A 14,334-nucleotide genomic window follows, 5' to 3' on the forward strand; every position below is an offset into this window, starting at 1 on the left:
CCAAAATAGGAACTCAGCTATGGTTTGTTTATCAATAAAAACAAATTTAAAAACGAGTTAATCTACAGGCTCGTTAGGCTATTTAAGGAGAGTTTCGTTGGACCCTACATTATTCGCTTCAATATTAGGCGCAGGCGGTTCAATTGCTGGAGCATTAGCAGGAACAGCTTTAGGTTACAAATTAAGCAACAGCAAAGCCGAGGTCGATGTCTACATTGATAACCGTGTTTGGGCTTACTATATGCCTTCAAATTTTGCCATGTACATTCCTATCACGGTAATAAATGAAGGCTCTCATTCCGGTACTATTACTGATTTTAAGTTAATTCTAACTTCACCAACTAAACAGAAGTGGGAGCTTTTCTGGCAAGATTTCGCTGAGGAAAACTCACACAAAGGTGAAGGTTGGGGACCAGGACGAGCTGCTAGCCCTATTTTGGTTCACGGAAAATCAGGAACTCAACATTATCTAAGGTTTGCAAGCTTAGGTAAAACTTCTGATGAACTTTCAGATGTTGCTTTGCAAACAGGTGAATATAACCTCGAAATTAAGGCGTTTGATCGCAATAGCAAAGACTTCATATCTAAGTCCTATTTATTTAATGTCGAAACAGAGGCGCAAGAAACTCTTGCTGCAAGAAGACAAAATAAAGAAGATTTAGGTACGTGGTGGTTTCCAATTCGGAGTTCTCTGCAAAAATAGCCTAACAAGCTAATTAATAAGGACAAAAAACAGTTGGCTGTTTTCGTTCCTCAACATTTTAGCCAACAATTTTTTGCCCATTATTAGGGCGTTTGGTGTTTCATGGATTTAGAGTACATCGTCGTGATCGGAGTTATTCTCATGTTGCTCTTTTGGGTTGGTGACACCTTGCCTAAAAAGTATCGCAAGCGTAGTTGCATGGGCAAGAATTGGAAATCAACATTTTCCAGTTCTAATAAAGAAGATATTCGTGAGTTTCTCTTAATGTTTACTGATGCTTTCGCATTCTCTCCAAGTGATAAGCTCAAATTCGAACCTGATGATAAGATATTAGATATTTATCGCGAATTATATCCATCAAAACTGATGGCTGATGATCTAGAAGTTGAAACATTAGCTGAATATTGTGAGAAAAAATATAGTATTAATTTTAATGGGTTATGGCATGATAACTTAACATTAGGTGAGTTGTTTTTTAGTCTTAAAAACACCTAACAAGGCAAATCAGCAGGACTATAAACAGTTGGCTGTTGCTCGTGCCTCGCTATTTTAGCCAACAATTTTAGCCTCTGTTTGAGGCGTTAGGGCACCTATTTAAACTATGGATGAATTCTCTAAAGAAATAGAATTGAAATTCAATTCGCGTTTTCCAAAATGGAAGAAGTTTGGCCGACCAACTGAATATGAAGGAGTCACTGTTTTTGAGGCTAAAGTCCCTTGCCCAAGTGGTAAGGCTGAAGAACTCTTAATTTTGGATACTTTTAATGAAGAAGTTACAGTATCTTTTGACGCCTATCACGCCCATTTTGACGACTTTGGAAACAATGATGCTTATGATGACGCTTTAGAGTTTATCCTTCAAGTCACTAGTGAAGAATGGGCAATTGTAAGTTACTGGTTAGATGAGCGATGGAATGGATCTTCTCTTTTAAAAGTAACAGAATTACCGCATGATAATTCTGACTATCCAGCAGCAAACATAATAAAAGTTAAATCATGGTTAGGTAACTTCGATAAGGAAATTAGATTTTCAGCTAAGAGTTAAAGATGCCCTAACAAACAAATAATGTGTGGGATGCGAAAAAGCCGCGCCCCATATTTGAGAAGTTATGTGCCTGAGGTGATATGAAAACTTTCGTTGCCATTTTATTTTTATCTTTGTTACCTGCGTGTGGTGTGAAATCTATAAATAAAGTGGGTTATGGCAAAATACTTGATAATGCTGTTTCTGAAAATTGTTTTGAAACCAAATTTAGCGAACTTCAGAAAGAGACAAATTATCAATTATCTGTTGTAGTTGAAAAAGCAGCTGGAAAAATTACATTTTATGATTTAACTATCGACGGCACCAAAACAGATGAAACACCTGAAGTGTTTACCCCTAAATCTTTTAAGCTATCAAAAACGTTTATGGCTAGTGTAATTAAAGAGTGCTCGGTTTAAAGTCGGCACATAACAAGCGCATAGACTCGCTCGCAAGCTCGCTGGGACAGTAATACATGGGCACTGTCGCTTCGCTTTAAGTTTTGCCCATGCATTACTGCCCGTTATGCGGGTGTTAAGGCTATACATGCTTCCGAGTATTTTAAAAAAGTCAGACACTCGTTATCAAGGTGACTTGAATTGGGAGTCATACCTAATCCAGGTTGGTGATTTCGCTGAAACAATTGATCGTGATTTTCTTAGCTCTATTTGCTTGGAACACTTTGATAGATTTAATCGATGCTTCCCAGAATTTGACATCAACAAACACAGAGTAGAAAGGGTTTCATTCACGGCTGAGCAGATCTATAGCGAGGTTCGTTACGATGATAATAAGCCTCTAGATTTCTGGTATTTCCAAGTGGATGATTATTTGAATGGTACTAGCAGGCTTACTTATCCACCACTAGAGTATTGTCTTAAAAATAGAACATGGAGCTTTTCGCCAGTGGTTATTGATCATGCATTTGGTTGTGAGCTTGGTGGCTGTCGACTTGGGCATCCGTATCACCTTATAGAAGGGACACATAGAGTGAGCTTTATAAACAGACTACTAGAATTAAATATAATTGATGCTAGTTCAACTCACGAAATGCTTATTATCAGACCTTAACAAAAACTACATTACCCCCCTCTTGTGCGGGAGTTACCAATATCCGCTCATGGCACAAAGCGGACTATCCCTAAGTCCATCCATTTAACTCCCAAGCTATAAAACCATTACTCAAAACTGATACCTTGTTTTAAAAGGTACTCCACTGCTTTATCAGTATGTGGCTTAAATGCTTTCCAACGGCCAATTGCTTTATTGTTAAGTGGTTGGCGTACTTGCATTTTACTTGCAGTAGAAACTGGTGCGGTGTTTAAGTGAAAATCTATACACTGTTCTTGCCAATCTAAGTTACAAAAGCTGACTAACTCTTTAATTTGTTGCTCGGGCTGTGCGACTAATTCTTCGTATTTTACTAATTTTATATTGTTGTGCAGGGCGCTGAAGTGCTGCATTAGTTTGTAAAAACGACTGTAAAATTTAGCGGTGTCGAGTAAATCGAGCGAGTACGCGTAGTAGGGGTTATTTATAGTAAATAGCTGGCGGTAGTTGCCAATACAGGTGTCCATAGGGTCGCGCAGCATGCAAATAATCTTAGCGTTTGGCAGTGCTTTGGTTATTAAGTCGATATAAAAAAAGTTAAACGGGAGCTTATCAATAAAGTGCTTATGGCTGCCTGTTATTACGCGTGTTGCGTTTAAATAGGTTGACCCAAGCTGATTAAAATCAAGCTCGTAGGCTTTACTGAGTGTTTGAGTGTCGAGTACATGCGGTGTTTGCGTTTGGCTTAGCTTTTTAACACTTAGGCCAAAGTCTTGTAATTCACCGGCTGATTGCACGTCGCTGTGGCTCGATAAAATACGCTCAACCAATGTGGTGCCAGAGCGGGGCATGCCTAATACAAAAATAGGCTCTGCCGTTGGGTTACCTTGTACTCGCGCTTGTGTGTGCTGTTCACTTAAGAGTTTAATATGTTCAAATAACTCAGTTGAGCTTTTATGATCAAACGGCTGTACAGCACGTTTTGCTACTTTACCTTGCTCTAACGCGGTAAAAGCCTCTGAAAACTCACCAAGATCTTGATACTCTTTTGCTAAAGCATGGCCAATATGCAGTTTTTCATCGGGGTGCGTTACTTGCTCAAATACGTTTTTTAAGCGCTCAATATGGTTGTTTTGCTTACTTACTTTAGTTAAATCACTTAATGCAAAATGACTTTGATGATGCAGCGGGTTAAGCGCTATGGCATTTTCAAAAGCGTGTTGAGCTTTATCAAATAGTCCTAAAAACTTAGCGCTTACGCCGTAGTTATAATAAAACGGTGGTTGAGCTTTGTTAGCCGCTGTAGCCAGTGTAATAGCGCGCTCAAAGTAGTTAAGTGCTTGCTCGTGAATGCCTGCTTGAGTAAGTGCAACGCCGAGTGTGTCGGCATCAAGTGCTTTAGTTATTTGTTTTAATGGCACTGATAGCGCGGTGTTTTTTGCTTTTTGTAATTCGCCAGTAAGTGCGTAACATTTAGCAAGTTGCGCGGTGTATTCAATACTTTGGCCAAGGGTAAGGGCTTTTTCGATGAGCTTTATTGCTTTGTGTATTTGCCCAACAGTTAAATTAACCATAGCTAACAAAAAATATCCATCAGCAAAGTCTGGTTTGAGTGTAACTAACTCCACTAGGGCTTTGTGTGCTTGCTCTATTTTACCTTGGTTTAGGGAGTGTATTGCGCTTTGATGAAGTTGCTTTAAATTTGGCTGCATGGTTTTGGTAATTATTATTTTGTAAAAGAAAATAAAAAGGCTCAAATAAATTTGAGCCTTAAAACAGTATTTAAAAAGTGAGACTGTTTAAAAGTCGCTTAAATTATATTTCAAATTTGTAGTTAAATTTAACACCTACCGTAAGCGGGCGATTAATGTAATGACCGTAGTTACGTTGTATGTCGGCGCCATTAGCGGATGTTATATCGGCATCTGAACGACGAACGGAGGTAACCGCGTATTTGTTGAATAGGTTATCAACATATAGGGTAGTTGACCATGCATCAGCTGTTAATTTAGCTGATATATTACTTAAGCTGTAACCTGGTAGTGTTTCGCCGTTATCACGAAGCCCTACTCTTGAAAGCACGTCGCTTTGCGCGGTTAAACCGTAGTTAATATCAAGCGTTTTGTCGTTAAACACATCTGTTTGATAGTTTACACCCATCGAAAATTGGTTTTCAGGTGAGCCAGGTAAACGGTCGCCGTCTTCTGCGCCACCGGTACCATCGGCATTAAACAAAAATGGTGCGTCTGATGTTAGTTCTGCTTTTGTGTAAGCGTACGTAGCGTAAACTGAAAACGAGTCAGATAAAATTGCACGAGTCGAAATTTCTACCCCTTTTGCATTAGCGCTGCCTGCGTTTGAAAGGTACGTTAATTGACCTATATCTGTAGCGCCAGTGATTTGCGCATCATCCCAATCTACGTTAAATAACGCGGCGTTAAAGTGTAGCTGGCTTCTAAACCATGTACTTTTAAAGCCTAGCTCGTAGTTTGTTGTGGTGTCGGCTTCATATAATAATTCGTCAGGTTTACCACAGCCTGTTTGTTGATCCTCAACAATTGGATCAGGACAAGACACTAAACCGTTTGAGCCGCCAATTCTAAAGCCTTCACTTACTGTTACATAACCCATTACTGAGTCAGTGAACTGGTATTTAGCATTAAATTTAAATAAGTTACCGTTATCGCCTGCCTCGTCTTTTTCGTATGCAACGGTGGTTACATCAGGATCTACTCCACCATACAATGTATTTGCTAGCGGGAAGTCAAAAGCCGCTTGCGACTCTATATCGTATTTGTAAAAACGGGCACCAATGGTCACATCTAATTTGTCGGTAACTTGGTAGCCAACTTCACCAAATAGTGCAGACTCAGTGACGGTACTTTTTGTAAGCTCTAAGTATTCTAATGAGTCAGGTCTTAGCTGCTCGCCACCAAAGTTATCGATAGCGAATTGGTCAAACCCAGGCGTAAACTCTCTGCTTGATGCTTCGGTTTCTGTTTTGTTGTAAAAGCCACCCACAATCCAGTTAAAGTCGCTGTCGCCTTGCGACACTAAGCGAATTTCTTGAGTGAAGGTATCTTCTTCGTCTATTTCACGGGTAAACGTTGAAAACGAAGGAAACTCTTCATAACCGTAATCTAGGCGAATAAGTAAGTCTGTTTGGTCGCGTTGACCGTCGGCATCAAAGCTTGAAATACCGGTTGCCGATACGAGCTCTGCAAAACCTAGGTCGGCTTTTAGTTCGAGGCTTAGTAATTGATCTTTTTTCTCGCGAGGCTCTTCAAAGCGATAAGCCGATTCGTATTTACCTATTACATCGCTTAAGCCGTTGTTTGCATTAAGGCTGTTGTAATGAACAATCGAGCGGCCTTCGCTGTCTTGGTTTTGGTAAAAGTAGTTAAGCGTACCTTCAAACGATTCATTTGGTTTAAAGCGTACAGAAATACGACCTGTTGTGGTGGTTTCGCCGTTGGCGTCTTTCACATTTTTAAGGTTGTTGTTAACCGCTGAGCTATCGTTCCAATCTGGATCTGGCAACGATACGCCTGGTTCGCGTACTACGTAGCCGTAATCGATAAAACCTGGGTCTTCATATACGTTTATGCTGGCGCGAACTGCAAGCTTGTCTTCAATAAGTGGAAGGTTAAATATAAAGCCGCCTTCGCCACCTAAAGAGTCACTTTCTTTTGTTTGAAATAGGTCGCCGTATACTTCAAGCGATGTAAAATCAAGCTCAGGCTGTTTAAGCATGTAACGAATTGCACCGCCCAATGTGCCTGCTCCATAAAGCGTGCCTTGTGGCCCAATTAATACTTCAACACGCTCAATATCTACTAGGCGCATATCTACCGAAACTGGAATTTCGTTAATGTAAGTAGATACCGTGCCACCATCTGACGATGGACCAGAAGAGTTTGTATTTAAACCACGAACAATAATAGGCGAGCCTGAGCGGCCACCTTGATCGGTAATTGTTAAACCAGGTACCCAGCGCGCTACATCCGCAAGCTCACTGATATTTTGATCTTTCATTATATCAGCATCAAGGGCTGTAATATTTAGCGGTGCATTTTGCACAGAGCCGCTGCGCCTTGTTGCTGTAACTTCGATTACTTCGAGTGATTTGTTTTTAGCTGCAACTTCTTCTTGAGCAAGTGCGGCATTAGGCAATAAAAATACGCTAGAAATAGCGCTCGAAATAGCCAAGGTTAACAAGCTTGGTTTAAACATAAAAAGTGATCCCCGGTTCAAATGTTTTACATTAGTAAATTAAGTTAAGCAGTTTATCAGGGAGTGAAGTAGCTTGGAATATTTAAATTGAATTTTAATTCACTTTTATAGAATAAATATGGTTGATATGTAGGGTTTTTATTTGGTTAATCGGTAATGCAGGCAATGGCTTAGTGTAATTAGGTACAGTTAGATTAAAAATTAAACCCTTGTTTAAAGGTAAATAGTCATTCATATTTTAAAGATGGTGTTATGACATGCTCGTTAAACAAATTATTACATTAAAATTAATATTTCATAATGTCATTACTTATACTTTTATTAGCACTATTAAAGTGTATTTTGATCCCCATTAAGAGTGTTAAGTCGCCATTATTAGTGACAGTTTAAGTTATTGAGTGAGCGTGTTTGATTGCCGCTTCGTATTCTCTTTTTTATTTTGTCCGCACTTTTTTGTGCGTGTTTTTAAGGATTAACAATGAGCCAACTATTTTCGCCTTTATCACTTGGGCAAGTAACGTTAGATAACCGTATTATTATTGCACCCATGTGCCAGTATTCAGCCAATAATGGCGCTGCTAGCGATTGGCATACTATTCATTTAGGCCAATTGAGTTTAAGTGGTGCAGGGTTACTTATTTTAGAAGCAACAGCAGTAAACCCAGAAGGGCGTATTAGTTACGGCGATTTAGGGCTTTGGAATAACGAAACCCAACAAGCACTAGGCAAAAGCCTAAAAGCAGTAAGGCAATACAGCCCTATGCCTATTGGTATTCAGTTAGCGCATGCTGGGCGCAAAGCATCGACTGAAAAACCATGGGACGGTGGTGATGCCATTGCACCTGATGATGTAAATGGCTGGCAAACGCTCGCACCTTCGGCAATTGCGTACGACGCTAACAGCCCAGTGCCAAAAGCAATGAGCCAATCTGACATAGATTCACTAATTAAAGATTTTGTAAGTGCAGCTAAACGCGCTGATGAACTCGGCCTTGATTTAATCGAGCTTCATGGTGCGCACGGTTACCTGTTACATCAATTTTTGTCGCCACTTTCAAACAAGCGCGATGACAACTACGGTGGCAGCCTAGAAAACAGAATGCGCTTATTACTTGATGTGTTTAAAGCGGTAAGAGCGGTATTCCCCAGTAATAAAGCAGTGGGTGTGCGTATTTCGGCAACCGATTGGGTTGAAGGTGGCTGGGATTTAGAGCAATCGATAGTGCTTAGTAAAGCGCTTGATGAACTAGGTTGTGATTTTATTCATGTAAGTACGGCGGGCCTAAGCCCAGAGCAACAAATACCAGTTAAACCTAATTTCCAGGTACCGTTTGCAACAGCCATAAAAGAAGTGGTTAAAATGCCTGTTATAGCGGTGGGCTTAATTACTGAGGCGCAACAAGCCGAAGATATTATTAGTGAGCAGCAAGCCGATGGTGTAGCGCTGGCGCGTGGCATTTTATATAACCCGCATTGGCCGTGGCATGCAGCTGCAGAGCTTGGCGCTACAGTAACTGCACCTAAACAGTATTTACGCTCAAGCCCACATGGGCAGCCATCACCAATTAAGTAAAACGAAGTTTTTTGTAAAAACCCAACCCGCGTTTGCTGGTTGGGTTTTATTATTTTTATAAAGTAGAGACACACATGACCCAAACAGGCGTTTCAGCGCAACCTCTTAGCAATACACTCGTTACTATTATTGCTTTGTGTTGCGGTCTTATTGTTGCCAATATTTATTACGCTCAACCTATTATTGAGTTACTTGCCCCAGAAGTTGGATTAAGTTCACGCAGTGCTAGCCTTATCGTATCGCTTACACAAATAGGCTACGCTTTGGGGTTGTTTTTTTTAGTACCGTTAGCTGATTTAGTTGAAAATAAAAAGCTTATGTTGGTCACTCTTGGTGTGTCGTTTTTGAGTTTAGTGGGTACGGCACTTGCTGATTCACCTAATGTAATGCTTATTTTATGTTTAATGATAGGTATAAGTTCGGTTTCTGTTCAGGTGCTTATTCCACTTGCTGCGCATTTATCGTCTGACGAAAAACGCGGACAAGTTCTTGGTAATATTATGGCGGGTTTGTTGTTAGGTATTTTGCTAGCAAGACCTATATCGAGCTTAATAGCCGATCACTTTGGTTGGCGCGCTGTATTTTACTTTGCAGCAGGGTGTATGGTGTTTATTGCAGGCGTAATTTATTTTGCTATTCCAAGCAGGCAACCTACCCATAAAACAACGTATTTTAAGTTATTAAAATCGCTTAAACAGTTAATGATAAGCCAACCAGTGCTGCGCCAACGTTCACTTTTTCAAGCATTAATGTTTGCATCATTCAGTTTATTTTGGACGAGCGTACCGGTTGTGCTTGCCCGTGAGTATGGTTTATCGCAATCAGAAATAGCATTGTTTGCATTAGTGGGTGCGGCAGGTGCTGTAGCAGCCCCTATTGTTGGTCGCTTGGCAGATAAGGGCTATACGCATCAGTTGTCGTTACTGGCCAAAGTAATTGCAGCAGTGTGCTTTTTACCAAGCTTATTTGAGTTACCTTACGGCATTATAGTATTGGCATTAACCGGTGTGTTTATTGATTTTGCTGTGCAGGCCAATATGGTATTGGGTCAACGTGCTGTGTACGCACTAGAGCCACAAAGCCGTGCGCGTTTAAACGCTATTTACATGACGAGTATATTTGTAGGTGGCGCAGTAGGCTCGCTTATTGCCAGCCCATTATATGAAGCGGGCGGGTGGACAGGTATTGCACTGGTTGCTACGGGCATGCCGCTTATTTCGTTGATTGGCTATTTGGTTACAACTAAAAAGCAAAGTAAGGCTGTGAGTTAAAAAGTTACCGGATACAACACAATAAAGTCACCATGTTACGTGGTGACTTTATTTAGGTTATTTGGTAGTTAATTAAGTAGCCTGTTTTTTTGCGTTTGAAAACGAGCTACCAACAGATGCAATAATTACAAGTAAAATAGCGAGCCACTGCCATAAAGTAAGTAACTCACCCAGTATAATAAACCCTGCGAGCGAGGCAATTGCAGGCTCTAAGCTCATCATTACGCTAAACCCTTGTGAAGGCATGTTACGCAGTGCAACCATTTCAAGTGTGTAAGGCAGTGCGCTTGATAAAATAGCAATACCAATACCCAGTGGGATAATTTCCCACGTAAACGCGGCGCTTTGCATAATGCCGCCGTAAGGTACTAGCACTATAGCGGCAACGGTCATACCCAATGCAACAGTGGCTCCACCAGAGCTTTGTGTGCCCGTTTTTTTACCAAATAATATATAACCTGCCCAACATGCACCGGCACCAAGCGCAAGCGCTACACCCAATGGATCAAGGCTGTCTTGGCCGCTCATATCAGGAAGCAGAAGTAAAATACCGGCAATAGCACACGCAACCCAAAATAAGTCACGTTTACGGCGTGATGAAAATAAGGCAACAGCAAGCGGGCCTGTAAATTCAAGTGCTACACCAATGCCTAGTGGAATGCGTTCAATGGCGTAATAAAACAAAATGTTCATGCCGCCTAAACTTAAACCATACACAATTATAGGAATACGATTACCCGAAGTAGGTAAGTGTTTCCAAGGTTTAAACACTAAGCAAAGTATAAAGGCAGAAAAACCAAGCCTAAGGGCTGTCGTGCCTTCAGGACCAACAATAGGAAAAAGCTGTTTTGCAAATGACGCGCCCGTTTGAATGGTCATCATTGCAAGCAGTACACACACGATAGCCAGTAAATAACTTTTTGAAGATGCTTGCATTTTTATCCTTGAGTTGAGTAACTCTATCAATTAGTTAAATTGTAATGCAGGGAGTATAAAAGCTAAACCCGCCCGATATTAATGGCGGCATAGTATCTTTTTTTAAATTTATAGGTAAGTGTTTGCGACCAAAAATAGCGCAATTAAAAGTATATTAAATAGGGCGGGTAAATAAAGTAAGAGGTAAAGTTAGCAAACAGGCGTTTGCTAACTTTAATCAGTTGGTTAAAAGGCCTTAGTGGGCACTTTTATTAACTAAGCCATCAAGCGAGTAGAGGCCTCGTTTTTCATCATTTTTGCGTTTAATTTCTTCAAGTGCGCGCGATTCTACAGCGTCAAATAAAGCATTAATTAAGCGGTTAAAATGTTTGTGCATTGCGGTGCGCGCTGCATTTGCATCATGAGATTTTAGGGCTGTATAAATAGCGGTGTGTTCGTCCATAACGCACTCGTTATTGTTTTTACACACACTGCCATAGTCAGCAACAATTTGTGGGTTTGTTAAACGTAAATCCCACAAGTTAGACACTGCAAATTCAAGTGCTTTATTGCGCGTTGCTCTAGCTATAATTTCGTGGAACTCACGGTCGGCTTGCTCAACATAAAGGCCTTTTTCCATGGCAATTAATGTTTTATTTAGTTGCTCTAGTTCTTCTTCTGTAATGCTTTGAGCAGCTAAAGCGGCAATTTCGCCTTCAATTAATGCGCGAGCTTGAGTAAGTTCAAATGCACTGATCTCTTTTGATTTTATAGATGCATTTTTTTGTTCTACTACGTAAACACCAGAGCCGGTTTTAACTTCAACTCGGCCACGTACTTCTAATGCGATAATAGCTTCTCTAATGGTAGGGCGACTTACATCAAACATTTCTGCAAGTTCACGTTCAGGTGGTAAACGACTCCCAGCAGAAAATTCGCCTTGATTTATTAAAGACTCAATTTTATCAACTATGCGCCAAAATAAGCGACGATTACCCATACTTTACCTTCATTACCTTAAGGAATAATGGCCTCTGGGGCCTAAAAGTCAAAACCAACTGTTAATATCAGAGGTTACCTTAAAATTCACTATTATGTCAAAATTCTAACGCGATGTTATGGTTAAAAACCACTATACACCAATGGTTGTATTATTGTATTACCAATTTAGTTTAAAATAATGCAATTGGCTAGCTTGATTGGTAATGTTTTTATGTGTTAGGTTAGTTTTAAGGTTATTGAATAATAAATATTGGTAATAAACCGAATTTGGGTTGTTAGTGTTAAGTTTGCTGTAGAAGTATTTGATTGCCCATGGATGGGGATCGCTATTTTTAAATGTGTTTGTAAAGTGTGTTTTGTAAAATGTGTCGTTGTACGAGAGCTATTTAAGCTTTCTTCTGGGCGTTAACTGTCGTTGGTTAACGCCCATATTTTATTTAATTAGTCGTTAGGGTACACAACCCCAAGCTGTTTGCGCGCTTCATCAAGTACGCTCATTACGTTACTGGCTAAAATATGTGTATTAACGGGTGACTCAAGAACATTTTGCTTCACTAATGCCATAAAATGTTCAACTTCGTATTTCATAAAGTGCTCATCAAACGGCTGGGATATAACCTCTACCTCACCATTATTAGCAATAAACTCCACCTTTTTGAGTTGCGATACAGCTTCTATACGTATGCGTCCAAGCTCGCCTTGTATTTCGGTTATGTTGTCGCCTTGCGATATTTTAGAGTAACTAATAACGGCTTGTTTATCTGCGTAGTTTAGTAATACATCGCCCGCACCATCTACACCTGTATCAAGTAATACGCCACTGGCACTTACGCTTTGCGGCGCTCCCCAAAGTGCAATTAATAAATACAGTGGGTAAACCCCTAAATCAACTAAAGCACCATTAGCAAACTCGGGTAAAAACGTATTTGGACGCTCGCCATTTTTATATTTATCGTAACGCGATGAATATTGACTGTACTGGCCAATATATTTACGTGGTGTGCCAATTTTTACCATTGCCTGTTGCAGTCGTGCAAAGTTAGGCAAGTGAGTGGTCATCATGGCTTCCATGTAAAGGCGCTGATGTTTTTTTGCTGTAGCTATAATGCTTGCAAGCTCTTTAGAATTGGCTGCTGATGGTTTTTCGCCAAGGACATGTTTACCTGCTTCTAGGCACATAACGGCATATTGCTTATGTAAGCTGTTAGGGGCGGCTACGTAGACAGCATCAACATTTTGATCTTGGCATACTTGCTCGATTGAGGTGAAAATTTTTGCTTGTGCATTTTGTGGGTGTTTGGCTAAAAATGCTTCGCCGCTTGATACTGCGCGCGAGCACACCCCATATAAATTAAAATCGTTTAATGTATTTGCAGCGGCTAACAGTGTGTCGCTAATAAAATTGGTGCCAACAATAACAAAGTTCATGCTCACTCCTTAGCTTAAATAAAAATAATAAGAGTGTTTAGTTTAACATCTTTTTAGTCCTATATGCTCGAGGAGAACATCCAAACCAGCGTTTAACATTAACACTTAGTGTTGCTTGCTCCTGATACCCTAAAAGCTCAGATATGGTTGATATTGTAAATTGGTTTTGCGCTAAATAGTGTGCAGCTAAAGCGCGACGAGTGGCATCTTTAAGTTTTATAAAGCTCGTATTATGTTTGATAAGTTCTCGATGCAGAGTACGCGGGTGCATACCCAGCGCAGCTGAAATAGTTTGGTTACTACATTGATAAATAGGAAGCATAGGCCTAATTAGTGCACTAACTTGGTTGGGCAATGGTTGTGTGTGTTCTTTGTTTTTTGCCAAGAAGCTTAGCGCTGCTTGTACTTTATTTAGTTCAGGGTGATCAAGCTCAAGAGTTAAATCACTTTTTGAGATTACAATACCAGCGCTGTTGCGATGCTCTATAACGTTACAACCAAAGTAAGTGTTATAGGCACGAGTATTAGTACTTAATTTTTTTGGCAAAAATATATTAATTGGTTTGCAGCGGTTATTACTCAGCTTTTTAATAACAGCCAATGCTAAACCAATGGTTAGCTCAATCACTTGGTTAATGTTCGGTAATGGTTTTAAATTAATTTCGAATGATAAAAACAAGCTTTTATCATTCTCTAAAGGGTGGGAGTTTAAGCTAAGTGCAGGGCTGTGCAAGTGAAGGTATTTAATAACCCAATTAAGTGCATCACCTAAATTAGTACTACTTTTAGCTGCTATTGCAATATGCCCTAAAATATCAAAATTTTGTCTACTTGCGAGCCTAAGGCCAAAACTAGAACAATTGAACTTACAAGCACAGTACTCTAATAGCTCAGCGTAATCTCGATAAGGTAAATATTGGTTATCGAGATTTTTAAAGTCAACGTTATTAATATTACAGTTTTGCATTATTTCATGCGGATCGCCGCCAAATTTGCTAATTAGGGTATCTATACCTTGTAATGACGTGGCTCTGATTAGGCTGCTCATGGTTAACCCCAAATAAGTGATGTCTAAAAATATCAAGTTTTATTGGGTTTTTCTATGCAATATTACTGTTAAGGCCGTTTAAAACTT

At 40.0% G+C, this 14,334-nt stretch carries 13 protein-coding genes; 7 read left to right on the forward strand and 6 right to left on the reverse strand.

Translation table 11 applies throughout. The features are described from left to right. Positions 1–97 precede the first annotated feature (97 nt). The 5 genes from AAEY62_RS17610 (at position 98) to AAEY62_RS17630 (ending at position 2,798) form a co-directional block, all read left to right on the forward strand. Positions 98–703 (forward strand): hypothetical protein, encoded by a 606-nt coding sequence (locus AAEY62_RS17610; RefSeq protein ID WP_350635554.1) that lies wholly within the window; start codon positions 98–100, stop codon positions 701–703. A 102-nt stretch (positions 704–805) separates the two neighbouring features. Further along, positions 806–1,198, forward strand: a complete 393-nt coding sequence (locus AAEY62_RS17615; RefSeq protein WP_169060415.1) for a hypothetical protein — start codon at positions 806–808, stop codon at positions 1,196–1,198. A 106-nt stretch (positions 1,199–1,304) separates the two neighbouring features. Next, a complete protein-coding gene (locus AAEY62_RS17620) occupies positions 1,305–1,748 on the forward strand; it encodes a hypothetical protein (protein WP_350635557.1) in 444 nt (147 codons plus the stop codon). 80 nt (positions 1,749–1,828) lie between these two features. Then, positions 1,829–2,146 carry a hypothetical protein gene (locus AAEY62_RS17625; protein WP_350635559.1) on the forward strand — a complete coding sequence of 106 codons (318 nt, stop codon included), beginning with the start codon at positions 1,829–1,831 and terminating at the stop codon, positions 2,144–2,146. 400 nt (positions 2,147–2,546) lie between these two features. Then, entirely contained in the window at positions 2,547–2,798 is a 252-nt protein-coding gene (locus AAEY62_RS17630) for a hypothetical protein (RefSeq protein ID WP_169060418.1), read from the forward strand. Positions 2,799–2,905: 107 nt separating this feature from the next. Here AAEY62_RS17630 and AAEY62_RS17635 read toward each other — a convergent pair whose 3' ends face one another. Together AAEY62_RS17635 and AAEY62_RS17640 are read right to left on the reverse strand one after the other, a co-directional pair. Next, positions 2,906–4,489, reverse strand: coding sequence for a tetratricopeptide repeat-containing sulfotransferase family protein (locus AAEY62_RS17635; protein ID WP_350635561.1), 1,584 nt, complete (start codon positions 4,487–4,489; stop codon positions 2,906–2,908). A gap of 103 nt (positions 4,490–4,592) precedes the next feature. Then, positions 4,593–7,010: a TonB-dependent receptor gene (locus AAEY62_RS17640; protein WP_350635563.1), complete on the reverse strand. Its 2,418-nt coding sequence runs from the start codon at positions 7,008–7,010 to the stop codon at positions 4,593–4,595. A gap of 478 nt (positions 7,011–7,488) precedes the next feature. On the opposite strand from AAEY62_RS17640, the gene AAEY62_RS17645 reads away from it, so the two are divergent. Continuing rightward, positions 7,489–8,583 carry an NADH:flavin oxidoreductase/NADH oxidase gene (locus AAEY62_RS17645; RefSeq protein WP_350635565.1) on the forward strand — a complete coding sequence of 365 codons (1,095 nt, stop codon included), beginning with the start codon at positions 7,489–7,491 and terminating at the stop codon, positions 8,581–8,583. A gap of 74 nt (positions 8,584–8,657) precedes the next feature. Beyond that, the gene (locus AAEY62_RS17650) at positions 8,658–9,854 is read left to right on the forward strand and encodes an MFS transporter (RefSeq protein WP_350635567.1); all 1,197 of its coding nucleotides are present in this window, start codon (positions 8,658–8,660) and stop codon (positions 9,852–9,854) included. A 72-nt stretch (positions 9,855–9,926) separates the two neighbouring features. On the opposite strand, the gene AAEY62_RS17655 is transcribed toward AAEY62_RS17650, so the two are convergent. The 4 genes from AAEY62_RS17655 to AAEY62_RS17670 all read right to left on the reverse strand — a co-directional run bounded on the left by AAEY62_RS17655 (position 9,927) and on the right by AAEY62_RS17670 (position 14,247). Further along, complete coding sequence (locus AAEY62_RS17655) at positions 9,927–10,790, reverse strand: EamA family transporter (RefSeq protein WP_024591885.1); 864 nt, start codon at positions 10,788–10,790, stop codon at positions 9,927–9,929. 235 nt (positions 10,791–11,025) lie between these two features. Further along, positions 11,026–11,769, reverse strand: coding sequence for a FadR/GntR family transcriptional regulator (locus AAEY62_RS17660; RefSeq protein ID WP_024591884.1), 744 nt, complete (start codon positions 11,767–11,769; stop codon positions 11,026–11,028). 443 nt (positions 11,770–12,212) lie between these two features. Then, complete coding sequence (locus tag AAEY62_RS17665; RefSeq protein WP_350635569.1) at positions 12,213–13,199, reverse strand: Gfo/Idh/MocA family protein; 987 nt, start codon at positions 13,197–13,199, stop codon at positions 12,213–12,215. Positions 13,200–13,236: 37 nt separating this feature from the next. Continuing rightward, positions 13,237–14,247 (reverse strand): AraC family transcriptional regulator, encoded by a 1,011-nt coding sequence (locus tag AAEY62_RS17670; RefSeq protein WP_350635571.1) that lies wholly within the window; start codon positions 14,245–14,247, stop codon positions 13,237–13,239. Positions 14,248–14,334: the final 87 nt, after the last annotated feature.

The organism is Pseudoalteromonas sp. GW168-MNA-CIBAN-0100, from assembly GCF_040309225.1.
GTDB lineage: Bacteria > Pseudomonadota > Gammaproteobacteria > Enterobacterales > Alteromonadaceae > Pseudoalteromonas > Pseudoalteromonas arctica.

Bases quoted from the DNA above. Each gene is read 5' to 3' on its own strand.
- AAEY62_RS17615 (WP_169060415.1), top strand. From the start codon at position 806: ATGGATTTAGAGTACATCGTCGTGATCGGAGTTATTCTCATGTTGCTC.
- AAEY62_RS17620 (WP_350635557.1), top strand. From the start codon at position 1,305: ATGGATGAATTCTCTAAAGAAATAGAATTGAAATTCAATTCGCGTTTT.
- AAEY62_RS17625 (WP_350635559.1), top strand. From the start codon at position 1,829: ATGAAAACTTTCGTTGCCATTTTATTTTTATCTTTGTTACCTGCGTGT.
- AAEY62_RS17635 (WP_350635561.1), bottom strand. From the start codon at position 4,489: ATGCAGCCAAATTTAAAGCAACTTCATCAAAGCGCAATACACTCCCTA.
- AAEY62_RS17640 (WP_350635563.1), bottom strand. From the start codon at position 7,010: ATGTTTAAACCAAGCTTGTTAACCTTGGCTATTTCGAGCGCTATTTCT.
- AAEY62_RS17645 (WP_350635565.1), top strand. From the start codon at position 7,489: ATGAGCCAACTATTTTCGCCTTTATCACTTGGGCAAGTAACGTTAGAT.
- AAEY62_RS17650 (WP_350635567.1), top strand. From the start codon at position 8,658: ATGACCCAAACAGGCGTTTCAGCGCAACCTCTTAGCAATACACTCGTT.
- AAEY62_RS17655 (WP_024591885.1), bottom strand. From the start codon at position 10,790: ATGCAAGCATCTTCAAAAAGTTATTTACTGGCTATCGTGTGTGTACTG.
- AAEY62_RS17660 (WP_024591884.1), bottom strand. From the start codon at position 11,769: ATGGGTAATCGTCGCTTATTTTGGCGCATAGTTGATAAAATTGAGTCT.
- AAEY62_RS17665 (WP_350635569.1), bottom strand. From the start codon at position 13,199: ATGAACTTTGTTATTGTTGGCACCAATTTTATTAGCGACACACTGTTA.
- AAEY62_RS17670 (WP_350635571.1), bottom strand. From the start codon at position 14,247: ATGAGCAGCCTAATCAGAGCCACGTCATTACAAGGTATAGATACCCTA.